The following is a 24,038-nucleotide window of genomic DNA, read 5'->3' as shown; positions in this document are numbered from 1 at the left end:
TACTCGGCGGTAACTCCGCGGGGCCCCGCCCCCGGGCCCGGGAACGCGGAACCCCGGCCCGGAGCGCACGGGGGAAGAGCGCTCCGGACCGGGGTGGTCACCGCGGGAGGGTCGTCGGACCCGTGTGAGCCGCCGGACTCACGCGGGCCGCGGGCCTCACTTCAGGTGAAGCTGCTGGCCCGGGTAGATCAGGTCGGCGTCCTCGACGACGTCCTTGTTGAGCTCGAAGAGCTTCGCCCAGCCGCCCTTGACGTCGTGGGCGGCGGCGATGGTGCTCAGGGTGTCGCCGGCGGCGACCTTGTACTCGCCGTCGCCCTTCTTGACCTTCTTGCCGGTCGGGGTGGTGACGGTCTTCTTGGACTCGGCCTTCTTCGGCGCGGTCCGGGTCTCGCTGCGGGTCGTCGGCTGCTCGGCCTGACGCTCCTGCTTCGGGGCGGCCGGCTCGGCCGGCGCGCTCTCGGCGGCACCACCGGTGTAGGCGGCACCGGAGAGGCCGACGCCGCAGCTCGGCCAGGCACCCTTGCCCTGTCCGGCGAGGACCTTCTCGGCGATGGTGATCTGCTGCGACTTCGAGGCCTGGTCGGCGGTGGCGGCGTAGGCGGTGCCACCGTAGGCGGCCCAGGTGGAGGCGGAGAACTGCAGGCCGCCGTAGTAGCCGTTGCCGGTGTTGATGGACCAGTTGCCACCGGACTCGCACTGGGCGACCTTGTCCCACTCGGAGGCCGTGGCGGCCGAGGCCGAACCGGCGGTCATCAGCGGGGCGGCGACGGCGACACCGGCGATACCGGCGAGAGCGACGGCGCGGGTGGCCTTGGAGGCACGACGGTGTTTGCCCTTGGCGGAAAACAGCATGGAACTTCTCCTCACCGACGCCTGCGAGGTGAGCTGTCGGGTTCGGGCCATGTGAGTTGCCCGGCCGCGCGACCTTGCGCGCGGCTTCACCCCAAGCCGGTCCTCCGGCCGTCTGTCTCAACGGCCGGGGGCGGCACTTACCTTGGGTCCCCCGCTCCTGCCTACGGCGCTTGACGCGACGACTGTTCCCATCGGCCGACGGCAGGATTCGGCGTTTCGGTCGACGGGGCCCGCGGTGGCGAGCGGTCCTGACCGTAGACACAGACCCGGGGGAAGTTCAAAGAGGCCCAGGTCGGACATTTCACCCCTACTCGCCAGGGGACGAAGGGTGTTTACGCAGGTGAGAGGTGACGGAAGCCGAGTTTATGGACGGGACGCGCCAGTTGAGACAAAGAGACCCATGTCTCACTGGCGCAGAACCGGACATACGGCCCTGAACTACCCCTGGTTCGCAGCCGAACCGAGGCCGAGGTCGAGGCTCTGGCCAGGGAGGATCAGGTCCGGATCGGCACCGACCGTCGAACGGTTGGCGTCGTAGAGGGCGCCCCAGCCGCCCGGGAGTTCGTTCTGCTGGGCGATCTCGGAGAGACTGTCGCCCGACTTGACGGTGTATTCACCGATCGCCCCGGATATGTCCTGAGCAGCGGTGTTGTCCAAACTGCCGGAAGAGCCCTTATTGCCCTTCTCGCCCTTGTTGCCCTTCTCGCCCTTGTTGCCCTGCTCCGGCACGCCCGCCTCGGCGTCCGCGTCGGATGTCGGGGTGTCAGTCGGCGCGGCGTGGCGACCCTTTTCGCCACTCTCGCCCGGATTGACCGATTCCTCCGGAGCCGCGTCACCGCGGTGCTTCCCCGTGCCCGGGGTCTCCGACGTGCTCGGCGCGGTGGGCGTGGTGGACGTCTCGGGTGTGGCGGACGGCTCACCCGCCCCGTCACCGCTTCCGTTCCCCTTCCCGTTGCCCCTGCCCGGCGTGGCGGTCTCGGAGGCGTCGGCGTCGGGCGACGTCGTCTCGGAACCGGTCGGCAGGCCCGCGGTCCGGTTCGACTCGGGGAGGGGGCCCGTGGGCTCCACCGGCTTCACCGCCGGGCCCGGGTCGACGTCCGGCTTGGCGCCGTCCTTCGTCAGGCCGGCGATCGGGGCGCAGGTCGCCCACTGCGTGTCGCCCGCGGCGAACGCCTTCTCCGCCACCGCGATCTGCTGGGCGCGGCTGGCGAGGTCCGCACTGGTCGCGTAGTCGAGACCGCCGTGACGCTCCCAGCTCTCCTGGGTGAACTGCAGACCTCCGTAGAGCCCGTTGCCGAAGTGGGCGCTCCACAGGCCGCCCGACTCGCACTCGGCCACCCGGTCCCAGGTGGCGGCGTCGGCGGCGGACGCCGAGCCCGCACCGAGGAGGGGAAGCGCCAGGGCCGATCCCGTCACGCCTGCGGCGACAACGATGGCGGGGGCCTGGCGGGGTCTGCGGTGTCGTCCGTTCCCGGAGCGCATGGGGAGGGCCTTTCGCGTGACTGCTGAGGTGACGGTGAACGTAGCGGCATTCGAACGTCAGTAACAAGTCGATGCAGCGGAGATCACGCGAAAGTCACAATATTGACGGTCTGTCAGTCACCCAAAGGGGAGAACTCCACCGGAAGTGTGCGCAATCCGCGCATGATGAGCCCTCCGCGCCACCGCAGGTCGGCCGGATCCACGGCAAGTCGCAGGTCCGGAAGGCGAGTCAGCAGCGTCGCGAGCGCGATCTGCCCTTCGAGCCGGGCGAGCGGCGCGCCGATGCAGTAGTGGATGCCGTGCCCGTAGCCGAGGTGCTGGTTGTCACGACGGGAGAGGTCGAGCGTGTCCGGCTCGTCGAAGCGCGCCGGGTCGCGGTCGGCGGCGGCGAGCACGACGAGGACCGGGTCGCCCGCCGGGATCCGCTGTCCGCCGATCGTCAGCGGCTCCATGGCGTACCGCCAGGTCGCCAGCTCCACCGGCCCGTCGTAGCGCAGCAGCTCCTCGACGCCGGTCTCCAGGAGTCCCCGCTCCCCCGCCGCGAGCGAGGCCTGGAGACGCTCGCGCTGTCCTGGGTTGCGCAGCAGGGCGTAGACCCCGTTGCCCACCAGGTTGACCGTCGTCTCGAAGCCGGCGAAGAGCAGGATGAAGGCCATCGCGGCGGCCTCGTTCTCGGTGAGGTGCTCGCCGTGGTCGGAGGCCTTGATGAGCCCGGAGATCAGGTCGTCGCCGGGGTCGAGCCGCTTGCGGTGGATCAGCTCCGCCAGATACCCGCGCATCTTCTTGACCGAGCGTGCCACCCCGCCGCGCGGCCCTCCGCCGTGCCGGATCATCATCCCTGCCCAGTCCCGGAAGTCGTCCTGGTCCTCGGGCGGCACGCCGAGCAGGTCGCAGATCGCGTAGATGGGCAGCGGGAAGGCGAACTCGTGGATGAGGTCGGCCTCGCCCTTCGCCGCGAAGGCGTCGATCAGCCGGTCCGTGAGCTCCTGGACCCGGGGGGCGAACTCGGCGACCCGGCGCGGGGTGAACGCCTTGGAGACCAGCCGGCGCAGCCGGGTGTGGTCGGGTGGGTCGATGTTGAGCAGATGTGTCATCAGCTCGGCCTTGCGCTCCCCCGGGATCCCCGTCTTCCCCTTGGCGTGCGCGGGCTCGTCGTGGTGCGCGGGGTTCTTCGACAGCCGCTGGTCGGCGAGGGCCTGCCGGGCGTCGGCGTACCGGGTCACCAGCCAGGCCTCGACCCCGCTGGGGAGCTTCGCCCGGTGCACGGGCGCGTGCTCGCGCAGCCAGGCGTAGGCGGGGTACGGATCGGTCGCGAACTCCCAGGTGAAGAGCTCGGGAGCGGGGGTCCGGGCCGGGGGCTCGGCGGGCTGGTCGGCGGGGGTCGTGCTCACCCTGAGACGGTACAAGGTCACCGCCGCACCGGCCTCCGGGCCCGCGACCGTCCCGAATGTGATCGTCCTGTGAAGACGCGTGGCCTAGATTCTTCCGCGTGGACGCCCAGTTACTCAGAAGCCTGTTCGCCGTCGTCGAGAGACGGGCCGAACACGCCGTCACCTTCTTCTACTCCCATCTGTTCTGGCACAACCCGGGCGTCCGTGAGCTCTTCCCCGAGGACATGCGGGCCCAGCGCGACCGTCTCTTCGCCGCGCTCACCCATGTCGTGACCCACCTGGAGGACCCGGCGCTGCCCGCGTACCTCGCCCATCTGGGGCGTGACCACCGCAAGTTCATGGCCACGCCCGCGCTCTACGCCGCCGTCGGGTCGAGCCTCGGCGCCGCGCTCGCGCACGCCGCCGGAGCCGCCTGGACCATCGAGGCCGAGAAGGCGTGGACCGAGGCGTACGGGTACGTCGCCGAGCTCATGATGCGGGGCGCCGGCGAGGCCGAGGCGGACGGGCAGCCGGCCTGGTGGGACGCCGTCGTCGTCCGCCACGAGCGGCTCGGCGAGGACCTGGCGGTCCTGACCCTCAAACCGCGCAGGCCCTTCGCCCATCTGCCCGGGCAGTACGCCGGCGTCAGCTCGCTGCGGGTCCCCCGGGTGTGGCGGACGTACTCCCTGGCCAACGCCGTTCGCGCGGACGGGACGGTGGACCTGCACGTCAGCCGGATCCCGGGCGGTGCGCTGAGCACGGCGCTCGTCGACGGGACGCGGGAGGGCGAGTCGCTGCGCATGAGCGCGCCCGGCGGCGCGCTGACCGCGCGGACCGCGCCGGGCGCCCCGCGCAGCTACATCGCCGCCGGGACCGGCTGGGCGCCCGTCAAGGCACTCCTCGAAGAGCTGGCGGAGAGCCCGGAGGGCGTCGATGCCCGGCTCTTCCTCGTCGCGCGCGCGAAGCAGTACCTGTACGGGAGGGTGGACGCCGAGCGCCTGCGGGAACGGATACCCGGGCTCCGCGTCACGTACATCACCTCCGCGCCCCGCCACCCCCGCGACCAGGCGACCGAGCGCCTGCTCCACGCGCTGTACACCTGTGGCAACTGGCGGGCCCACGAGGTGTATCTGGCGGGTCCGCCCGGCTTCCTCGCCGAGTGTCTCCCGGTCCTGGACCACCTGGGCGCCGCCCGTGTCCACCACGACCGGCTGCCGGCGCCGGCCGGCCTGCGCGGCCGTCCGTCCGGCCCGGCGGAGTGGTTCATCGACCCGCCGGAAGTCCCCTGGCACGATCCGGCGGCCCGGGCTCCGCACCGCCCCTGATCAGGACCCCGTCGGGTCCGGCGCGGTCCCGGTGTCCTGCTTCGCCGCGTTCTCCGCCGCGAGGATCGAGTCGCGGTAGACGCGGGCGGCGGCGCGCAGGGCGGCCTCCGCGTCGACGCCGGCCGCCTCGGCCCGTGCCGCGAGGCCGAGCAGCTCGTACCCGATCCCCTCGCCCTTCGGCAGCTCCACGTCCAGGCCGGCCGTCCGCACCCGGCCCGCCAGCTTGGCGGCGAGCGCGAGACCGGGCTGGCCGAGCGGCACCCCTTCGGTGACCGAGTCGCGCTGCTTCTCGATCGCCTTGGTGCGCATCCAGTGCTCCTTGACCTCCTCCGGCGTCTCGGCCTCGGCGTCGCCGAAGACGTGCGGGTGGCGGTGGATCAGCTTCTCCACGATCGTCCCGGCGACGTCGTCGACGGAGAACGGCTCCTCCTCGTCCTCCTCCGCGATCCGGGCGTGGAAGACGACCTGGAGCAGGACGTCCCCGAGCTCCTCGCGCAGCTCGGTGCGGTCGCCGGTCTCGATCGCCTCGACGAGTTCGTACGCCTCCTCGATGCCGTACTTGGCGAGCCCCTTGTGGGTCTGGCGCGAGGACCAGGGGCACTCGCGCCTGATCCGGTCCATGACCTGCACCAGGTCGAGGAGACGGGCGCCGGGCAGGTCGTACGAGCCGGGCAGCAGCTCCAGGTCGGGCATCGTGACGCGGCCCGACCCGGCCAGCCGCGCGAGCCCGTCGGTGAGCGCCCGGTCGCCCTCGCCGGAGGGCAGCACGACGACGGTCCGTCCCCCGGCGCACGCGTCGAGGAGGTCCTGCGCGGCGGGCCTGGTGTGCTCGACGGCGACCCCGGCCTCGCGGAGGTAGGGCAGCTGCGGGTGGTGCTCGTCGGCGCACAGCACCCGGTCGGCGCCGTGCAGCGCCTGCCACGCGGGCCAGGACAGCAGCCCGGGGGCCACGCGGTGGCTGGCGGTGAGCAGGACGACACGGCCGGGGTCGACGGGTGATTCAGCGTTCACCCTTCGACCTTACGTGGCCGGGGGAACGGGCTACGCACCCGCTTCGGCGGAGGCGGGGTCCTGGGTGATCTGGCGCAGCCAGGGAGCCTGGAAGGTGCCGAGCTGGATCTTGGCGTCGTCCCACGTGCCGAAGCGCGGGTTCACGTCGATGCCGAGGTCCTTGGACGCGGCGGTGAAGACCTCCGTGAGCTTCTTCTGGCCCTCGGGGGTGTTCGCGATGCCCAGCTTGGCGGCGATCTTGTTCATCAGGACCGTACGGCGGACGACCCCGTCGATCTGGTCCGGGGCGACGCCCTGCTGCTGGAGCAGGGTGGCGGCGAGCTGCTCCGCGCCGCCGCTCTGCTGGGTGAACTCGTCCCTGGCCTGCTGGATCTCGCCGCGCGTGGCCGTGATGCCGTTGTCCTCGGCGACCCGGTCCACCACCCGGTCGAAGATCATCACGTTGAGCTTCTCGCGGCTGAGGTCGCCGGTCGCCTGGATCAGCTGCTCCGCCTGCGGCGAGGCCTGCTGCGCGGCCCGTACGTCGGCCACCTGCGCCTGGAGGCTGGACACCTCGATCCGTTCGCCGCCGACGACGGCCGCCGCCCCTGGGTGGGCCTCACCACCGCAGGCGGTGAGCAACGGGGCCGCGGCGAGGAGCGCGGCGGAGACGGAGAGCGCAGTGCGGCGGTGCAAAGGAGCCTCCCGGCGTGGGTCGTGCGTCAGTAGAACGACCTTGCGGTGATCGATGTTAGGCAGTCACCGGAGCCGGGGCCACTCCTTCGCGGCCACTACTTCGTCGTGACTGTCTCGACCAACGACGGAACGGTTCGGCTGGTGTCGGTCCTGGGCCGCGGAAGATCGGCGTTCGTGGCCTTCACCAGGAAGTGCGGGCGCCGCTTCACCTCGTAGTAGATGCGCCCGACGTACTCGCCGACGAGCCCGAGCATCACCATCTGGACGCCGGCGAGCGCCGTCACGATGACGAGCAGCGTGACGTATCCGGGGGTGTCCACGCCGTTCACCAGCGCGTCGCCGACGATCCACGCCGCGTACGCCAGCGCCACGGAGACCAGGATCATTCCCAGATAGACGGCGGCCCGCAGCGGCTTGTTGTTGAAGGAGAGCAGCCCGTCGAGCCCGTAGTTGAGCAGCTTTCCGAACGTCCATTTCGAGCGGCCCTGCTCACGCACCGCATTCTCGTACTCGAATGTGGTGGTGCGGAATCCGACCCAGGCGAAAAGGCCCTTGGAGAAGCGGTTGTACTCGGTGAGTTCGAGGATCGCGTCGACGGTACGGCGCGAGAGCAGCCGGAAGTCGCCGACTCCGTCCACCAGCTCGACGTCCACCAGCCGGTTGATCGCCCAGTAGTAGAGGCGCGCGGTCATGGTGCGGGTGACCCGGTCGCCCTTGCGGGTGCGCCGCGCGATGACCTGGTCGTACCCCTCACGGTGCAGGGCCACCATGCGGTGCACGAGCTCCGGCGGATGCTGGAGGTCGGCGTCCATGATGACGACCGCGTCGCCCTCCGCGTGCTGGAGGCCGGCCAGCATCGCGGCCTCCTTGCCGAAGTTCCGGCTGAAGGAGACGTAGCGGGCACGGGGGTCGGAGGCGGCGATCTCCTCCAGGAGAGGGAGGGTCCGGTCATGGCTTCCGTCGTCCACGTAGACCAGCTCGAATTCTCCGTCGAAACCGGAGAGTTCTGCGGTCACATGGTCGTGGAAGCGACCGATGATCTCCTCTTCGTTGAAACACGGAACCACGATCGAGAGCAGCACGAAGGACACGACAGCCGACGTGGATGTCCCCGGCCGATTCGAAACATGACCGACAGGCGACCATTCGGTGAACTGGCCCCGCTCGATCACCAATTCGTGTTCCGTACTGGCATATTCGCACCATCATGCCTGCTCAGACCAGACCGGCCGTGGGCCGTTCCGCCGGCCTCGCCTCGTTCCTCACCGTCCTCGCGGTCTGCGCGGGAGACGCGGTCGCCCGCACCTTCCCCTTCGGTCCGGAGCGCCGCAGCGTCAACGACCTGGCCAACCAGTTCGTCCCGTACCACGCCCACCTGTGGGACCTGCTGCACGGACGGGGGGACGGCGGGCTGCTCCTCAACTGGCAGTCCGGCTGGGGCACCAGCTTCCTGCCCGACCTCGGGACCTACCTCGGCAGCCCGTTCGCCCTCCTCGTGGCGCTCTTCCCGCGCGACGACATCGAGTACGCGGTCTACGCCGTCACGCTCCTGAAGACGGCGGCCGCGGCGGCCGCCATGACCGTGACGCTGCTGCGGCTGCGGCCCGGCCCCTGGTGGGCGGCGGCGGTGCTCGGCGCCTCGTACGGGCTGTGCGGATGGTCGGTCATCGAGGCCACCTACAACCCGATGTGGCTCGACGGTCTGATCGCCTTCCCGCTGCTGGTCCTGGTCGGCGAGTGGGCACGGCAGGCCCGCCGGCCGCTGCTCGGTCCGCTGGTCGTCGCGCTCTGCTGGGTAGGCAACTTCTACACCGCATACATGGCCACCATCGGGGCGGCGCTCGTGCTCCTGGTCCGGCTCGCGGCGGCTCGCGAACTGCGTGTCCGCGTGGTGGTACGGGGGGCGGCGACCGTGCTGCTGGGAATCGGGCTCGCCGCCCCGGTCCTCGTGCCGGTGTTCCTCGGCTCCACGCACGCGTACCCGGGCTGGACGAACACCTTCCGGCCCGCCGGCTGGCCGGACTTCCTCGCGCGGCTGCTCCCGGCGACGTACGGCTTCTACACCCCCGCCGCGTTCCTGGGCACCGGAACCCTGCTGCTCGCCGGGGCGCTGCTCTTCCACCGGAAGGTGCCGCGCCGGGAGCGGTGGCTGTGGGCCGGGTTCGCGGTCGCGGTCGGGGCGTCGCTGCAGTGGGGGCCGACGCATCTGGTGTGGCATGTCTTCGCCACTCCGAACGGCAGCCCGTTCCGGCAGACGTTCGTCTTCTCCGGCGTCCTGGTGCTCGTCGCCTGGACCGTCCTCTCGTACGGCTGGCCCGGGCGACGGGCGCTGCTCGGCGGAGTAGGCGTGGTGGCGGCGGTCGGGGTCGGCGCGATCGCCAGCGAGCTGGTGACCGGCTGGTCGTACCCGCTGTTCGCCCTCGGTCTCGCGGGAGCCTGCGGGGGCCTGTGGCTGGCCGCGCGGGGGAAGGTCCCCGTCGTGGCGGCGGCGCTGCTGGCCGCGGCGCTCGTCGGGCAGGCGGCCGCGACCACGGCGTACGCGGACCGGGAGCGGCTCGGGCGGCTCGACGACTATCCGGCGTGGGGCGCGGAGCAGCGGAAGCGCACGGAGGCACTCGCCGAGGCCGACGGCTGGCCCGCGTACCGCACCGACTCCGGCCGTGAGCAGATCACCGGCAACGAGCCGATGCTCTTCGGCGGCCAGGGCGCCGCGTACTACAGCAGCCACACGCCCACGGTGCTGACGGAGACGCTGGCCGCGCTCGGCGGCGGCTGGACCTCGCGGGGGCGCAATCTGCAGAGCCTGGACAACCCGGTGACGGACGCGCTGTTCGGCGTCGGCGCGCGGTGGCGCGGCGACCGGGTGGTACGGACGGATGCGGTGCTGCCACTGGTGACGGTACGTCCGGAGGGGGCCGCCGTGCCTCGGTACGGGGCCTCCCCGTTCCGCAATCAGGAGATGCTGCTCGGCTCGTCCGTGTACGCCCTGCCCGGGAAGGCGGCTTGCCCGGTGGGCAGTGAAGTCTTCCTGTGGGCACCCGACTTCCGGGGGACCGCCCGGCTCGGGGCGGGCGGCACACCGGTGAGGATGAGCGGTGAACTGCCCAAGCGGCGGGCCGCGCTGACCTCGCTGGGCGTGCAGGACACGGCGGGCGAGGTCGTCGGCCTGAAGGGCGAACGCGGCGGTGCCCACGAGGTCGGCTGCCTGGACCGGGGGCGGCTGGCGGCGGCCGTGGAGGGCCTGCGCGCGAAGGCGGCGACCTCGGTCGACGTCACCGACAGCGGCATCCGCGCGCAGTTCCCGCCGGGGACGAGGGGGACGGCGCTGGTCGCGGCCCCGAGGATCGCGGGCTGGACCTGCGAGGGCCGCCCGGCGGCTTCGTACGGCGGCCTGGTGGCCGTGGCTCTCGGCGGACGGACGTCGGTGAGCTGCGGCTTCCGCCCACCGGGCCTGCGCGCGGGCGCGGGCCTCGGAGCCGCGGCGGCGGTGCTGCTGGCGGTCTGGACGGTGACAGCCGCCCGCCGGAACCGGCGCTCCTCGGCGAAGGCCGCGCCCGCGGCCCGGCTCACGCCGGACTCGCTCACGCCGACGGGCTGAACGGGCGCGGGGTGTGGAGCCCTGCGCCGCCGAGAACGAAGGGCCGGACCCCCCGTGGGTCCGGCCCTTCGACGCTGTCCTGCCCGGCGTTCTCCGTTACTTGACGGGGTTCAGGCAGAGGACGAACTTGTACGACTCCAGCTGCTGCGCGAGCGCGACCTCGCTCACGTCCCCGCACTTCTCCACGTCGAAGGTGTCGTCGATGACCTTCACGACCTTGTAGAGGTCGGGCGCCTTCTCGCCGCACGGCTTGGTCTCGACCTCGGGGTCGGTGTCCGGGCCGGTCACCGTCACGCACTCGCCGACCTTGGCGGAGACGGGCGCCTCACCCGTGAGGTACGGGAGGCCGAGCTTCCAGAACAGGATCGCGGCGAACGCCACGACGATGCTCAGGATCGTCTTGCCTATGCTGCGCTTCTTCTTCGCCGGCTCGGCGGGCGCGACAGGCTGCTCGGCGGGGGTGAGGGGCTGCTCGGAGGAGGCGGGCGGCTGCGTCGTCATGAGGTCTTCCTTGGGGACGTGAACATGATCAGACGCGAACGCTACATCGCGCGGAAGGGGCAAAGCGGACCATGAAGATCCACTTCCTCATCAGTTGTGGACTCGTGATTCTGGCGCCCCGTCAGGCGAAACGGCCCATCTGCTGCTGGCGTGCCAACGCCCGGCGCAGATCGGTCGGGAGCGCGTGATACGGGCCGTATGTCCGCTCCGTGTCGTACAGGAGCGCCTGGAGCTGCTGATGGGCCGCCGTGTGGTCGCCCATCGCCAGGAGCAGGTTGCCGATCCGGCGGCGGATGTCGAAGAACCGGCTCTGGTCCGTGCCGTGCTCGACGAACGGGAGCAGGGCGCGGTACTCCGTCAGCGCGGCGGCCGTCTCGCCCAGCTGCTCCAGACACTGCGCCGCCTCGTAGCGGAACTGCAGGGTCTGCGGGTCGGCCGGGCCGGACTCCGCCGCGCGGTCCTCCGCGAGCCTTCGCAGCTCCGGCAGGGCGCGGCGGTACTGGCCGTCGTCCATGAGCGTCGTCGCGTACTGCTTGCGCAGGATGCGGACGACGGGCGAGTGCTCGCCGTGCTCCGCGGCGGCCGCGGGCAGGATCGAGCCGAGGAGGTCGACCGCCCGCGTCAGGGAGCCCTCGCCGAGCAGCCGCTTGACCTCGTCGACCGTGGCGGCCACGTCCGGGCGGGCGACCGGCGGCGGGACCGGCGGAGCCACCGGCGGGGCGGGGGCGGAGGCACGGTCGGGCCAGGGCGCGTGCGGACGCAGGAAGGGGCGCGTCGGGTCGAGCGGCCCGGCCGGGGCGCCGCGTGCGGGAAGCAGCGGCAGCAGCGCCTCGTACACCTCGTGCGCCCCCGCGGGACGGTGCTGCGGGTCCTTGGTGAGCAGCCGCAGCACCAGCGCCTCCAGGGCCTCCGGCACCTCGGGGCGCAGCTGGCGGACCGGCAGCGGCGGCTCGTACAGATGGCGGTGGAGCACGCCCAGCGCGGTCGACCCGGCGAACGGGACGTTGCCGCTGAGGAGTTCGTGCATGAGGACGCCGAGCGCGTACAGATCGGTGTACGGGCCGACGGCGCCGCCCATGGCCTGCTCGGGCGCCATGTAGGCCGGGCTGCCGATCGGCGAGCCGGTGTGGGTGAGGCGGGTGGTGTCGGTGTCCAGGACGGAGGCCACGCCGAGGTCCAGGACGGTGACCGTGCCGTCCGGACGCACCATCACGTTCCGCGGCTTGAGGTCGCGGTGGACGATCGGCACCGCGTGCACGGCGGCGAGCACCGCGCACAGCTGGGCGGCGACGGAGACGGTCCACTCCCAGGGGTACGGGTCGTGCTCGGCGAGGTGGTCGGCGAGGTCCGCGCCGTCGACGTACTGCATCACGAGGTAGAGGTCGTCCCCGTCGCTGCCCGCGTCGTGGACGGTGACCAGGCCCGGGTGGTCGACCTGGGCCGTGACCCGGCACTCGCGCACGAAGCGGCGCCGCAGCTCCTCGGCGGCGGTGGCGGGGCCGGTCATGGTGGCGGGGCGCAGCAGCTTGACGGCGACACGGCGGTCGAGCCGTCCGTCGTACGCCGTCCAGACCTGGCCCATGCCGCCCTGGCCGATGACGGTGGACAGCTCGTACCGTCCGCCGATGACACGTCCGTTCACTTCCCCTCGTCCTTACGGAGGAGGTGGCTGAGCTCGTCCAGCTCGGCACGGACCTGATCGATCCGGGGGTTGGACGGCGGGGTGGCGGGCTGGGGCGGGACCACGGGCTGCTGCTGCGGCTGTTGCTGCAGGGGCCTGGGCTGGGACTGGGGCTGGGACTGGGGCTGGGACTGCGCCGGGGGCACGTACCCGGCCTGGTGGCGCGGCACGGTCGCCCCGTACGGGCTGTACGGGGAGGTGCTCGCCGGGGACACGATGCCGAGGCGGACCTTGTCGTGCTTGATGTCGACGACCAGGAAGTAGACCGTGAACGCCGCCGCGTTGAGCAGGATCATCGCCATGGCGACGTCCGCCTGCGTCGTCTCGATGTCCTCCGGCAGGAGGACCATGCCGGTGATCATGACGGCCGCGGAGACCCCGCACAGGACCCAGTCGAGCGTGCGACGGGTCACCACGGCGAGCCGGATCATGGTCCCCCACGTCAGGAACCCGATGCTGAACAGCGGCAGCATCGCGAAGAGCACGCGGAGCACGATCACCGACGCCGGGATGGCACGCGGTGGTGGCGGAGGCGCATAGCCGTGGCCGTACATTCCTGCTCCTGGGCGTTCGTTTCGGTTGCGGAGACGAGCGTATACACCGACGGGGACAACGGCTCCAGGGTTGTACCGAACCGTTGTCGGACCGATCACGGTGCCACCGCTCAGGGCGCCACCGTGCCGTCCGCGAGCCCGTCGTACAGACCCTGGACCAGCTGCTCGCCGAGCCGGCCCGCGAGCCGCAGCGCGTCCTCGAACTCGGCGAGGGCCCGGAACCGCTCCCCGTACCGCTGCTGTTCGGCGAGCGGCAGGCGCGGGAGCTGGAGGCGGCGGACGTCGAGCCGGGTGGCGGTGGAGGCGTAGCTGCTGGCCTGGCGGGTGTTGGCGGTGCCGCGCAGGAACCCGGCCAGGAACCAGGGGTCGAGCGCGGCCGGGTCGGGGCGCAGGAGCTGGAGGTTGCGGCCGAGGGCGGCTCCGGCGGTGGTGGCCTCGACGACCCGGGCGAGGGAGCCGCCGCCGAGGACGGGGACGACGACGTCGCCCACGGCGAGGACGACGGGCTCCTCGGGGGCTCCGTCGGGGAGGGACCCGGAAGGAGGCTGGGCGGCGAAGACGTCGTTCTCCGTGAGGACCCGGAGGGGGGCGCCGTCGAAGGCGGTGGTGCCGGTGCCGCCCGCGCGGAGTTCGAGCGCCCCGGTGCGGGCCAGCTCGCCGACGGTGACGCCGGTGGGCCGGGCGGCCGCGGCCGGGTCGGCGGCGGTGTCCGCGGGCAGGGCCGGCGGCGGGGTGAGCGCGACGGTGTGGCCCAGGGTCTCGGCCAGCCGGTCGCGGACCGCGAGGAGTTCGGCGGCGCCGCCGCCCGCCGCCGGGGGCGGCAGATGGCGGGCGGGCGCCAGGTCGACGTCGTCGTCGAGGAGTTCGATGACGGGCACGGCCCTGCTCGCGCCGGGGGTCTCGGCGACCGTGCCGTGCCGGTCGAAGGGCAGCCACGCGTCCAGTACGGCGGTGTGGACGGCCTGCCAGTCGAGCTTGTCGCGGCCCGCGCCGCCGATGTGGTCGCCGGTCGTGTCGACGACGAGGAGCTCCGGGGAGGGGGTGACGCCGGGCGCGGGCCTGCGCAGCACCCAGAGGTGGAGCGGGATGCCGTAGGGCGGGGCGGCGCCCGCGGGCAGGGCGACGACGGCCCGCAGGGCGCCCCTGCGCAGCAGGTCGGCGCGGATACGGCGGCCCGAACGCCGGGAGGCGGCGGCGGGCGGCATGAGGAGGACGGCGGTTCCGCCGGCGCGGAGCCGCGCCAGGGCGTGCTGGACCCAGGCCAGTTCGGATTCGGTACGGGCCGGGAAGCCGTACTCCCAGCGGGGGTCGTAGGCCAGCTCGTCGTGGCCCCAGTTGCGCTCGTTGAAGGGCGGGTGGCAGAGCACGGTGTCCGCCGTCAGGTGGGGGAAGGCGTCGGCGCGCAGGCTGTCCCCGGTCCGTACGCGGATGTCGGCGTCGGAGGCGAGGGCGAGGCGCAGGGCGGTGAGCGCGGCCAGGTCGGGGTCGGCGTCCTGGCCGTACAGGGCGCCGGGGTGGGCGACGGCGCGGAGCAGGCTGCCGGTGCCGGATGCCGGGTCGAGGACGGTGGGGGCGGGGCCGGCGCCGGGCGCGGCGAGCGCGGCCATCAGGGCGGCGGGTCCGGGCGGGGTCAGCGTGTACTGGCGCGGGTTGGCGTCGAGGTGGCGGCCGAGCAGGAACTCGAAGGCCTGGCGGGCGCCGGTCTCGGCGGCGAGGTCCGCGGCGCCGCGCAGGAGGGGTACGGCGGGGGCGAGTTCGGCCGCTGCGGGCGTACGGACCGCCGGATCGACGCCGAAGCGCTCGGCAAGGATCTCCTCCAGGGCGACCGGCAGCGTCTCGGCGAGCCGTTCGTCGGAGACGGCGGCCAGGGCAGGCCAGGCGGTGGAGCGGTCCCGTACGAGCAGCAGGACGCAGCCGGCCTGGGCGAGGGCGGTGACGGCGCCCGCCGGATGGGCGGTGATCTGCTGCCAGACGCGCTCGCGCAGGGGGACCTCCGCGAGCTTGCCCTGGGCGCGGAGCCAGCGCTCGACGTCGGCGAGGGCGAAGGAGGGACTGGTCTCCGTGCCGCCCACGGGCCGGGGGAAGTCGGTGTGGCGGCGCCGCCAGTTGCTCACCGCGGCCCGTCCGACTCCGGCGAGCCGGGCGATCCCGGCGGCGGTCACCTCTGCTGCGTGCTCCGGCACCTTGGCTGCCTCCCTTGGCTTTCCGCACGATTCCCCGCGTTCACGTGCTGTGACCCCGATCCTACCGACGCGCGCAAGACCCATCCCTTCACAGCGTGAGCCGGTTCAAATCCTGTGAACTGTGTTGACTCGGTTCACAAGCTCTGCTGTTATTGATTCATCGCTCCACGGGGGTCCGAGAGGGCCCGATCAACCATCGACGCGTCTCGTCCGGGAGGACACTCATGTCGTACGACACCCAGGCCCCGCAGGTCCCGCACGTGGCCGCGCGCAACGGGCTCGGCACCGCGGCCCTCGTTCTCGGCATCATCGGCACGCTCTCCGGCGTCATCCCGCTCCTCTTCTGGCTGGCCGGCATCCTCGGCCTGATCGCGCTGATCCTCGGCCTCGCGGGCAGAGGCCGCGTGAAGCGCGGCCAGGCGAACAACAAGGGCGTGACGACGACGGGCGCGATCCTCGGTCTCGCCGCCCTGATCCTCTCGGTGGTCGGCGCGGTCATCACGTTCACCGTCGTGAACGACGCGGTGAACGAGATCGACAAGGCCATCCAGGAGTCCGCCCCGAAGAACCCCGCCGGCACCGCGGGCAAGGGCCTCGCCGCCGGTGACACCGCGGTCTACGAAGACATCAAGGTCACGGTCTCGGAGGCCAAGGCGTACAAGCCCAGCGAGTTCGCCTCCGGCCACACCGAGGGCAACAAGGCGTACCAGGTGACCGTCGTCATCGAGAACGGCGGCAAGGAGAAGTTCGACGCCGCGCTGGCGACGCTGACCGCCCGCGCCGGCAAGGACGGCGTGACCGCCGAGCAGATCTTCGACGACAAGGTCGGCACCGGCTTCAGCGGCTCCATCCTGCCCGGCAAGAAGTCCACGGTCGTCTACGCCTTCGACACCCCGAAGGACGCCAAGAACCTCTCGGTCGAGGTCAGCCCCGGCCTGGAGCACGACGCCTCCCAGTGGGAGCTGAAGGTCGGCTGACCTCCGCCCCGCACCACCTCACCCCCACCTCTCAGCCGCTCCCCCGTACGCCCTCCCCACCCCCGGAGAACCCGCCATGTCTGCCGCCCGCCACCCCCGTACCCGCCGCACGGCCCTGGTCTCCGCGCTCTGCGCGGCGGCCGCGCTCACCGCCACCGCCTGCGGCCCCCTCTCCGGCGAGGCGAAGGCCTCCGGGCCCTTCGGGGACCTCACCGGGCCCGAGATCGCCAACAAGGCGATCGCCGCGACGAAGAAGGCCGACTCCCTGACCCTCGACCTCGCCACGAAGACGACCGACGGGCCGATGAAGGCGTATCTGTCGATGAACACCGGCGGACAGTGCGCCGGCACCCTGACCGTCGGCACGACGGGCACGGCCGAGCTGGTCAAGGCCGACGACAAGGACGTCTACCTCCGCTTCGACGAGGCGTTCCTGCGGGCCCAGGCGGAGGGCGAGTCGCCCGAGGTCCAGGAGGCCGTCCTCAAGGAGCTGAAGGGCCGCTGGGTGAAGACCCCGGTGACCGACCCGGAGGCCAAGGACAACCTCGAACTCTGCAACCTGAAGACGCTCCTCGGCAGCTTCGAGGAGGGGATCAACTTCGCGGTCAAGGGCAAGGAGACGACCGTCGGCGGCAAGAAGGCGCTGACGCTCACGGAGAAGTCCGGCGGCGAGACGACGACGGTCTACGTGGCGACGCAGGGTGAGCCGCACATCCTGAAGATCGTGACGGCGGGCGGCGAGGAGCCGGGGACGATGACGTTCACCGACTACGGCAAGCCCGTCACGGCGAAGGTGCCGGCGGCCAAGGACATCGTCGACGAGGAGAAGACCGGCTGACCCGGACGGACACGGGCGCCGACAAGGGTGTGTGGGCCACTGCAGGGGAGTGGCCCACACACCCTTTCGCGCTGGTCACAGCGCGTGGCGGACCCACACGTTCGGCTCGACGTAGACGGCGTAGCCGCGGGAGACCTCGCAGTGCACCGGGACCAGCGCGCCCTCGACCTCCACCGGGCCGTCCGTGTCGAACGGCAGCCCGGTCCAGGCGCGCCACTGCTCCACCGAGGCCGCGACCGTCATCGAGGCCGGGGCCACCGCCTCCACCGTGGCGCCGGCCCGGACGTGGACGCGCAGCCACGGGTCGTGGGGCAGGCCGTCGGACTCACGCGTACGGAAGGCGTACTCGTGGATCGAGGACGCGGCTTCCAGGTGCTTGCCGTTGGGGCGGACCGGGGCGACGACCTCCGAGAAGCCCAGCCGGCGGGCGTTGTCCCGCATGGCGCCGAGCATCTTCGCCGAGAGCCCCCGGCCGAGCGCGCCCGTGTCCACGGTGACTTCGATCGCGCTGACCGTGTCCGGGACGCGCCCGTGCCGCCGGTCCGAGAACGCCCAGAGGAGCATCTGGTCCCAGCCGGTGGCGGGCAGTTCGCCGCGGCCCTCGGCGTGGAGCCGGAAGGGGACGCTGAACGCACGGGCGACGACCTTGCCGTCGGGGTCGGTGCCGACGAGGACGTACTCCGGCAGTTCCGCGACGATGCGGCCGAAGTGCGACCAGCCCACCGGGTCGTTGACCGTGAACTCCGGCCAGAGGTCCTTCATCGCCCACATCGCGCCTTCGAGTTCGGGGCGCTCGGCGAGTGTCGTGATGTTCAGTTCCATCAGCGGAGGCTAACGACCGTTCGCGCACTCGGAAAACGAATTACGGGAGCCTCTGCTCCGGGCAGCGGCCGAGGACCTTCTTCATGGCGTCGAGCTCACCGCGCGTGACCCAGACCCCGTACTTCTTCTTCACCGCGACCTGCGCGGCGACGTACGTGCAGCGGTACGCCTTGTTCGGCGGCAGCCACGTCGCCGCGTCCCCGTCGGACTTGCGCCGGTTCGCGGACGCCTCGACGGCGAGCAGGTTGAGCGGGTCGTTGGCGAACCGCCGCCGCTTCTCCGCGTCCCACTTCTGCGCACCCTTCTGCCAGGCGTCCGAGAGCGCGACGAGATGGTCGATGTCGACCCGGCTGCGGCCGCGGACGAAGTCGACGCGGTCCCCGGTGTACGGGTCGTCCGCGAGGGTCCCGGAGGCGACCTTGCAGCGGCCGTCCTTGAAGCGGACGTCGGCCAGGTCGCGCCTGAGGATGTCGTCGCGGGTGCCGCAGCCGTTGCCGTCGACGTCGGCCCAGGCCCGGCCGAACTTCTCCCGGTCGTAGCCGGTCCTGGGGGCGCGTCCCTTGACCGTGAGGGTGTCCACGGCGGCGAGCGCGGAGCCGCGCGCCGCGGGGGCGCCGCCCTCGGCCGGGGAGCCGTCAGGGGCCTGCGTACAGCCGGAGGTTATGAGGACGGCGGAGGCCAGGGCGGCGACGGGGAGGAACCCGCGGTAGCTGAGCACGCCCGGATCCTAGCCAGGCCCCGCCTGATCCAGACCGGTCCGGACCGGTCCAGCCCGCGAGGCGGCTCGGCGCGCGGAATCGACAGGGGGCGCGTAGCGTCGAATGAGCTGTATGTCCCCTTTCGAAGGAGTCGCGTAGATCATGGGGATCATGGACAAGCTCAAGGGCATGATGGGCCAGCACCCGGACAAGGCCCAGCAGGGCGTCGACCGCGCTGGCGACATGATCGACCAGAAGACCGGCGGCAAGCACGCAGGCCAGGTCGACCAGGCCCAGCAGAAGGCTCAGGAGTACATCGACAGGCAGCGGGGACAGGACCCGCAGCGGGGGCAGGACCAGCCCCCGACCTGAGGCTCCTCCACACACGTCCGGCCGTGGGATACGCGTGACGCGCGCCCCACGGCCGCGGTGCGTCCCGGCGCCACGTCGCGCGCGGTGCGTCCCGGCGCCACGTCGCGCGCGGTGCGTCCCGGCGCCACGTCGCGCGCGGTGCGTCCCGGCGCCACGTCGCGCGTTGCGTCCCGGCGCAGTCCGGGTCCGCGAGGAATAACCGGAGCACGTCTCCGATTGTCTCCGTACATGACGACCTCGACCCGGATCACAACGCCCTTACGACGCACCACCGTTGCCGCCCTGACCGCCGCCGCGCTCACCGCCCTCACGCTCCCCGCCGGCGGCGCGGTGGCCGCCGAGGCGCGGCACGACAGCGGGCCGTGGCGCGGCGCCTGGGCCACCTCGCCGCACGCCCCGACCGCGCCCTTCGCGCCCAACTGGTCCCAGCAGGGCTTCTCCGACCAGACGGTCCGCCAGGTCGTCCGGGTCACCACCGGCGGCACCAGGGCCCGGATCGAACTCTCCAACCGCTACGGCACGACCCCGCTGCGGATCACCGGCGCGACCGTGGCCCGCACGGACAAGGGCGCCTCGGTGAAGGCCGGTTCCGTCCGGCACCTCTCCTTCGGCAAGGGCCGCTCGGTGACCGTCCCCGCCGGAGGAACGGCCTCCAGCGACGGCGTGCCCTTCACCGTGAAGGCGCTGGAGTCGGTGACGGTCACCCTCTACCTCGCCGCGCCCACCGGCCCGGCCACCTTCCACCACTTCGCCTCCGCCACCAGCTACCGCGCCGCCGGTGACCACCGCGCCGACCGCACCGGGACCGCGTTCACGGAGAGCAGCGGATCCTGGTACTACCTCTCCGGCGTGGAGGTCGGCGGTGGCGCTCCCGCCCGCCGGGACGGCATCGTGACGTTCGGCGACTCCATCACCGACGGCGTCGGCTCGAACCCGGAGGCGAACAACCGCTACCCCGACGAACTGGCGGAGCGCTTCGCCGCCGCCGGCAGGCCGCGCGGCGTCCTCAACCACGGCATCGGCGGCAACCAGGTCACCAACGACACGACCTGGGCCGGCGAGAAGGGCATCGAGCGCTTCAAGAAGGACGTCCTCACCGAGCCGGGGGTGCGGACGGTCATCCTCCTCGAAGGCATCAACGACTTCGGCGGCAGCCTCGCCGGCGGGGTCGCCGACCCCACCCCCGAGGTCTCGGTCGAGCGGCTCGTCGAAGGCCACCGGGCGCTCGTCCGCGAGGCCCACGCCCGGGGCATCAGGGTCGTCGGCGCCACCCTGACCCCCGTCAAGGGCTCCTTCTACGACACCCCGGCCGTCGAGGCCAAGCGGGACGCCTTCAACCACTGGGTCCGGACCTCCGGCGCCTACGACGCCGTGGTCGACTTCGACCGCGCCGTCGCCGACCCGGCCGACCCGGACCGGATGCTCCCCGCCTTCGACTCGGGCGACCACCTCCACCCGGGCGACGCCGGATACCGGGCGATGGCCGAGGCGCTGGACCTCGACACGCTGTGAGCACGTGCGGGGCGGGGGCCGGCCCCCGCCCCGCACGCCTGCCGCCCGCTCCTACGACCCGAGGATCGTGGTCAGGAACTCGCCCGTCCACGCCAGCAGTTCGCGTCCCACCACCGGCTTCCCGCCGATCTTCCCGCTCGTCGGGCGCGGCACCAGGATCTGGTGGACCGCCGGCTTGATGACCGTCCGCGGGTAGAGCCGCTTCAGCCGCAGCTCCTGGGACTCCCGCAACTCCACCGGTGCGAAGCGGATGTTCGGACCCTGCAGCACGATCTCGCCGACACCGCAGGCCCGGGCCAGCATCCGCAGACCGGCCACCAGGAGCAGGTTCTCCACCGGCTCGGGCAGCTTGCCGTAGCGGTCGGTCAGCTCCTCCCGTACCGCCTTGATGTCCTCCTCCGTGTTCGCGGAGGCGATCGCCCGGTACGCCTGGAGACGCAGACGCTCACCGGGCGCGTAGTCGTGCGGCACATGGGCGTCGACCGGCAGCTCGATCTTGACCTCCAGCGGCGGCTCCTCCTCGACACCGCCCTCCAGCGAGGCCCGGTAGTCGGCGACCGCCTCGCCCACCATCCGTACGTACAGGTCGAAGCCGACCCCCGCGATGTGGCCGGACTGCTCGCCGCCGAGCAGATTGCCCGCGCCGCGGATCTCCAGGTCCTTCATCGCCACGTACATGCCCGCGCCCATCTCGGTGTGCTGGGCGATCGTCGCCAGCCGCTCGTGCGCGGTCTCCGTCAGCGGCTTCTCCGGCGGGTAGAGGAAGTACGCGTACCCGCGCTCGCGCCCACGGCCCACACGGCCGCGCAGCTGGTGCAGCTGCGACAGACCGAAGTTGTCACCGCGCTCCACGATGAGCGTGTTGGCGTTGGAGATGTCGATGCCGGACTCGACGATCGTCGTCGAGACCAGCACGTCGAACTTCTTCTCCCAGAAGTCGACCACGACCTGCTCCAGGGCCGACTCCGACATCTGGCCGTGGGCGGTCGCGATCCGCGCCTCCGGGACGATGTCCCGCAGCCGCGCCGCCGCCCGGTCGATCGACTCGACCCGGTTGTGGATGTAGAAGACCTGGCCCTCGCGCAGGAGTTCACGGCGGATGGCCGCGCCGATCTGCTTCTCCTCGTACGGCCCGACGAAGGTGAGGACCGGGTGCCGCTCCTCCGGCGGGGTGGTGATCGTCGACATCTCCCGGATGCCGGTGACCGCCATCTCGAGCGTACGGGGGATGGGCGTGGCCGACATCGTCAGGACGTCGACGTTGGCCCGCAGCTTCTTCAGCTGCTCCTTGTGCTCGACACCGAAGCGCTGCTCCTCGTCGACGACGACCAGACCGAGGTCCTTGAACTTCGTCTCGGAGGAGAACAGCCGGTGGGTGCCGATGACGATGTCGACGGAGCCGTCCTTCAGGCCCTCCAACGTCGCCTTCGACTCCGTCTCCGTCTGGAAGCGGGAGAGCGCCCGGGTGACGACGGGGAACTGCGAGTACCGCTCCGAGAACGTGCCGAAGTGCTGCTGCACGAGCAGCGTCGTCGGTACGAGCACGGCGACCTGCTTGCCGTCCTGGACCGCCTTGAACGCCGCCCGGACCGCGATCTCCGTCTTGCCGTAGCCGACGTCGCCGCAGATCAGCCGGTCCATCGGGACCGTCTTCTCCATGTCCTCCTTCACCTCGGCGATGGTGGACAGCTGGTCCGGCGTCTCCGCGTACGGGAAGGCGTCCTCCAGCTCCCGCTGCCACGGGGTGTCGGGGCCGAACGCGTGCCCGGGGGCCGCCATCCGCGCGCTGTACAGCTTGATCAGGTCGGCGGCGATCTCCTTGACGGCCTTCTTCGCACGCGCCTTGGTCTTCGTCCAGTCCGCGCCTCCGAGCCGGTGCAGCGTCGGGGCCTCGCCACCGACGTACTTGGTGACCTGCTCCAGCTGGTCGGTCGGGATGTAGAGCCGGTCGCCGGGCTGGCCGCGCTTGGCCGGGGCGTACTCGACGAGCAGGTACTCGCGGGTGGCGCCCTGCACCGTCCGCTGCACCATCTCGATGTACCGGCCGACACCGTGCTGCTCGTGCACGATGTAGTCGCCGACCTCCAGGGTCAGCGGGTCGATCGTCTTGCGCCGCTTGGCCGGCATCCGCTGGCCGTCCTTGCCGGCCGCCTTCTGGCCCGACAGGTCGGTCTCGGTGAGGACGGCCAGCTTGAGCGCCGGATCGACGAAGCCGTAGTCGATCGAGCCGGTCGCCACATGGACCACCGACGGGGTGACCTCGGCCAGGTCCGCGTCGAGCCGGGCCGCGATCCCCTCGCCGCCGAGGACCTCGACCGTGCGGGTCGCCGGGCCGTGCGCCTCGGTGACGTAGACCGTGCGCCAGCCGTCGGCCAGCCAGCCCTTGGTGTCGGCGAGCGCCCGGGCGGTGTCCCCGCGGTACGTCTCCGGCGCGTGCATGCCCAGCTTCAGGGTGTCGTCGTCGAGCGTCTCGTCCGCCGCGAACGGGGACACCGACCACCACATCATGCCGAGCTCGCGCGCCCGGTCCCGTACGTCCGCGATCCCCCACAGCGAGGCCGCGCCCACGTCGATCGGCGCCTCGCCGCCCCCGGCGGTCGCCGCCCAGGACGCCTGGAGGAACTCCTGCGACGTCGCGACGAGGTCGGCGGCGCGCGTACGGACCCGCTCCGGGTCGCACACGACGGCCATCGAGCCCTTCGGCATGACGTCGAGCAGCAGCTCCATGTCGTCCACCAGGACGGGCGCGAGGGACTCCATCCCCTCGACGGCGATCCCCTCGGCGATCTTGCCGAGCAGCTCGCCCAGCTCCGGGTGTTCCTCGGCGAGCGCGGCGGCCCGCTGCCGTACGTCGTCGGTGAGGAGCAGCTCGCGGCAGGGCGGGGCCCACAGGCCGTGTTCGGCGACTTCGAGGGAGCGCTGGTCGGCGACCTTGAAGTACCGGATCTCCTCGACGTCGTCGCCCCAGAACTCGATCCGGAGCGGGTGCTCCTCGGTGGGCGGGAAGACGTCCAGGATGCCGCCGCGGACGGCGAACTCGCCGCGCTTCTCGACCAGCTCCACCCGGGAGTACGCGGCGGCCGCGAGGCCCTCCACGACCTCGTTCAGGTCCGCGGTCTGTCCGGTGCGCAGTGCCACGGGCTCCAGGTCGCCGAGGCCCTTGACCTGCGGCTGGAGCACGGACCGTACGGGCGCGACGACGACGGAGACCGGGCCGGCGGACGGGTCGTCGGTGGACGGGTGGGCCAGGCGGCGCAGCACGGCGAGGCGCCGGCCGACGGTGTCCGAGCGGGGCGAGAGACGCTCGTGCGGCAGCGTCTCCCAGGAGGGGTAGTCGACGACCCTGTCCGGGTCGACGAGGGTGCGCAGGGCGGCCGCCAGGTCCTCGGCCTCCCGGCCCGTCGCGGTGACCGCGAGGACGGGACGCCCGGCGTCCCGCGCGAGCGCGGCCACCGCGAAGGGGCGCGCGGCCGGGGGGCCGACGAGGTCCACGTGCGTGCGGCGGCCGTCGGACGCGGCCTTGACCGCTTCGGCGAGGGCCGCGTCCTTGACGACGAGGTCGAGCAGACCGTGCAGGCTCATGGAGC

The 24,038-nt window shown here is 72.2% G+C and carries 19 protein-coding genes and 1 riboswitch; of the genes, 6 read left to right on the top strand and 13 right to left on the bottom strand.

Annotation, left to right across the window (positions count from 1 at the left end; genetic code table 11):
* Positions 1-156: 156 nt before the first annotated feature.
* The 3 genes from ACFVGW_RS19640 to ACFVGW_RS19630 form a co-directional block, all read right to left on the bottom strand.
* Positions 157-852 carry a transglycosylase family protein gene (locus ACFVGW_RS19640; protein ID WP_385852876.1) on the bottom strand — a complete coding sequence of 232 codons (696 nt, stop codon included), beginning with the start codon at positions 850-852 and terminating at the stop codon, positions 157-159.
* Positions 853-855: 3 nt separating this feature from the next.
* Positions 856-1,031, bottom strand: a riboswitch (cyclic di-AMP (ydaO/yuaA leader).
* Positions 1,032-1,290: 259 nt separating this feature from the next.
* Positions 1,291-2,268: a transglycosylase family protein gene (locus tag ACFVGW_RS19635; RefSeq protein ID WP_385852875.1), complete on the bottom strand. Its 978-nt coding sequence runs from the start codon at positions 2,266-2,268 to the stop codon at positions 1,291-1,293.
* 179 nt (positions 2,269-2,447) lie between these two features.
* The gene (locus tag ACFVGW_RS19630) at positions 2,448-3,725 is read right to left on the bottom strand and encodes a cytochrome P450 (RefSeq protein ID WP_385852874.1); all 1,278 of its coding nucleotides are present in this window, start codon (positions 3,723-3,725) and stop codon (positions 2,448-2,450) included.
* Positions 3,726-3,823: 98 nt separating this feature from the next.
* On the opposite strand from ACFVGW_RS19630, the gene ACFVGW_RS19625 reads away from it, so the two are divergent.
* Entirely contained in the window at positions 3,824-5,029 is a 1,206-nt protein-coding gene (locus ACFVGW_RS19625; RefSeq protein WP_385852873.1) for a globin domain-containing protein, read from the top strand.
* Here ACFVGW_RS19625 and ACFVGW_RS19620 read toward each other — a convergent pair whose 3' ends face one another.
* The 3 genes from ACFVGW_RS19620 to ACFVGW_RS19610 all read right to left on the bottom strand — a co-directional run bounded on the left by ACFVGW_RS19620 (position 5,030) and on the right by ACFVGW_RS19610 (position 7,797).
* The gene (locus ACFVGW_RS19620) at positions 5,030-6,040 is read right to left on the bottom strand and encodes a nucleoside triphosphate pyrophosphohydrolase (protein WP_385852872.1); all 1,011 of its coding nucleotides are present in this window, start codon (positions 6,038-6,040) and stop codon (positions 5,030-5,032) included.
* A gap of 30 nt (positions 6,041-6,070) precedes the next feature.
* Complete coding sequence (locus tag ACFVGW_RS19615) at positions 6,071-6,715, bottom strand: SurA N-terminal domain-containing protein (protein WP_383569762.1); 645 nt, start codon at positions 6,713-6,715, stop codon at positions 6,071-6,073.
* Between the two features lie 95 nt (positions 6,716-6,810).
* Positions 6,811-7,797: a glycosyltransferase family 2 protein gene (locus ACFVGW_RS19610; RefSeq protein ID WP_383228149.1), complete on the bottom strand. Its 987-nt coding sequence runs from the start codon at positions 7,795-7,797 to the stop codon at positions 6,811-6,813.
* Between the two features lie 125 nt (positions 7,798-7,922).
* Here ACFVGW_RS19610 and ACFVGW_RS19605 point away from each other — a divergent pair, with 125 nt between their 5' ends.
* Positions 7,923-10,313, top strand: a complete 2,391-nt coding sequence (locus ACFVGW_RS19605) for a YfhO family protein (RefSeq protein WP_385852871.1) — start codon at positions 7,923-7,925, stop codon at positions 10,311-10,313.
* 96 nt (positions 10,314-10,409) lie between these two features.
* Here ACFVGW_RS19605 and ACFVGW_RS19600 read toward each other — a convergent pair whose 3' ends face one another.
* The 4 genes from ACFVGW_RS19600 to ACFVGW_RS19585 all read right to left on the bottom strand — a co-directional run bounded on the left by ACFVGW_RS19600 (position 10,410) and on the right by ACFVGW_RS19585 (position 15,232).
* Positions 10,410-10,814 carry a hypothetical protein gene (locus ACFVGW_RS19600; RefSeq protein ID WP_385852870.1) on the bottom strand — a complete coding sequence of 135 codons (405 nt, stop codon included), beginning with the start codon at positions 10,812-10,814 and terminating at the stop codon, positions 10,410-10,412.
* Positions 10,815-10,935: 121 nt separating this feature from the next.
* Positions 10,936-12,456, bottom strand: a complete 1,521-nt coding sequence (locus ACFVGW_RS19595; protein WP_383228077.1) for a protein kinase — start codon at positions 12,454-12,456, stop codon at positions 10,936-10,938.
* On the bottom strand, positions 12,453-12,995 hold the full coding sequence (locus ACFVGW_RS19590; RefSeq protein ID WP_383228079.1) for a hypothetical protein: 543 nt from the start codon (positions 12,993-12,995) through the stop codon (positions 12,453-12,455). Before ACFVGW_RS19590 ends, ACFVGW_RS19595 begins: the two co-directional genes overlap by 4 nt.
* Before the next feature lie 164 nt (positions 12,996-13,159).
* Complete coding sequence (locus ACFVGW_RS19585; RefSeq protein ID WP_385852869.1) at positions 13,160-15,232, bottom strand: N-6 DNA methylase; 2,073 nt, start codon at positions 15,230-15,232, stop codon at positions 13,160-13,162.
* Positions 15,233-15,456: 224 nt separating this feature from the next.
* Here ACFVGW_RS19585 and ACFVGW_RS19580 point away from each other — a divergent pair, with 224 nt between their 5' ends.
* Positions 15,457-16,209 (top strand): DUF4352 domain-containing protein, encoded by a 753-nt coding sequence (locus ACFVGW_RS19580; protein ID WP_383291105.1) that lies wholly within the window; start codon positions 15,457-15,459, stop codon positions 16,207-16,209.
* A 76-nt stretch (positions 16,210-16,285) separates the two neighbouring features.
* Positions 16,286-17,047, top strand: coding sequence for a hypothetical protein (locus ACFVGW_RS19575; RefSeq protein WP_383228086.1), 762 nt, complete (start codon positions 16,286-16,288; stop codon positions 17,045-17,047).
* Positions 17,048-17,122: 75 nt separating this feature from the next.
* Here the strand turns inward: ACFVGW_RS19575 and ACFVGW_RS19570 are convergent, their stop codons facing one another.
* Both ACFVGW_RS19570 and ACFVGW_RS19565 read right to left on the bottom strand, forming a co-directional pair.
* Positions 17,123-17,869, bottom strand: coding sequence for an N-acetyltransferase (locus tag ACFVGW_RS19570; protein ID WP_385852868.1), 747 nt, complete (start codon positions 17,867-17,869; stop codon positions 17,123-17,125).
* 40 nt (positions 17,870-17,909) lie between these two features.
* Positions 17,910-18,587: an HNH endonuclease family protein gene (locus tag ACFVGW_RS19565; protein WP_385852867.1), complete on the bottom strand. Its 678-nt coding sequence runs from the start codon at positions 18,585-18,587 to the stop codon at positions 17,910-17,912.
* Between the two features lie 142 nt (positions 18,588-18,729).
* Between ACFVGW_RS19565 and ACFVGW_RS19560 the strand changes: the two genes are divergently transcribed.
* Together ACFVGW_RS19560 and ACFVGW_RS19555 are read left to right on the top strand one after the other, a co-directional pair.
* Positions 18,730-18,939 (top strand): antitoxin, encoded by a 210-nt coding sequence (locus tag ACFVGW_RS19560; RefSeq protein WP_352188505.1) that lies wholly within the window; start codon positions 18,730-18,732, stop codon positions 18,937-18,939.
* A gap of 228 nt (positions 18,940-19,167) precedes the next feature.
* Positions 19,168-20,451, top strand: coding sequence for an SGNH/GDSL hydrolase family protein (locus ACFVGW_RS19555; protein WP_385852866.1), 1,284 nt, complete (start codon positions 19,168-19,170; stop codon positions 20,449-20,451).
* 51 nt (positions 20,452-20,502) lie between these two features.
* Here ACFVGW_RS19555 and mfd read toward each other — a convergent pair whose 3' ends face one another.
* Positions 20,503-24,033: a transcription-repair coupling factor gene (gene mfd / locus ACFVGW_RS19550; protein ID WP_385852865.1), complete on the bottom strand. Its 3,531-nt coding sequence runs from the start codon at positions 24,031-24,033 to the stop codon at positions 20,503-20,505.
* Between the last annotated feature and the right edge of the window lie 5 nt (positions 24,034-24,038).

The sequence above is a fragment of the Streptomyces sp. NPDC127129 genome, from assembly GCF_042671585.1.
Classification (GTDB): domain Bacteria; phylum Actinomycetota; class Actinomycetes; order Streptomycetales; family Streptomycetaceae; genus Streptomyces.
This window is presented reverse-complemented; position numbering and strand designations above follow the sequence as displayed.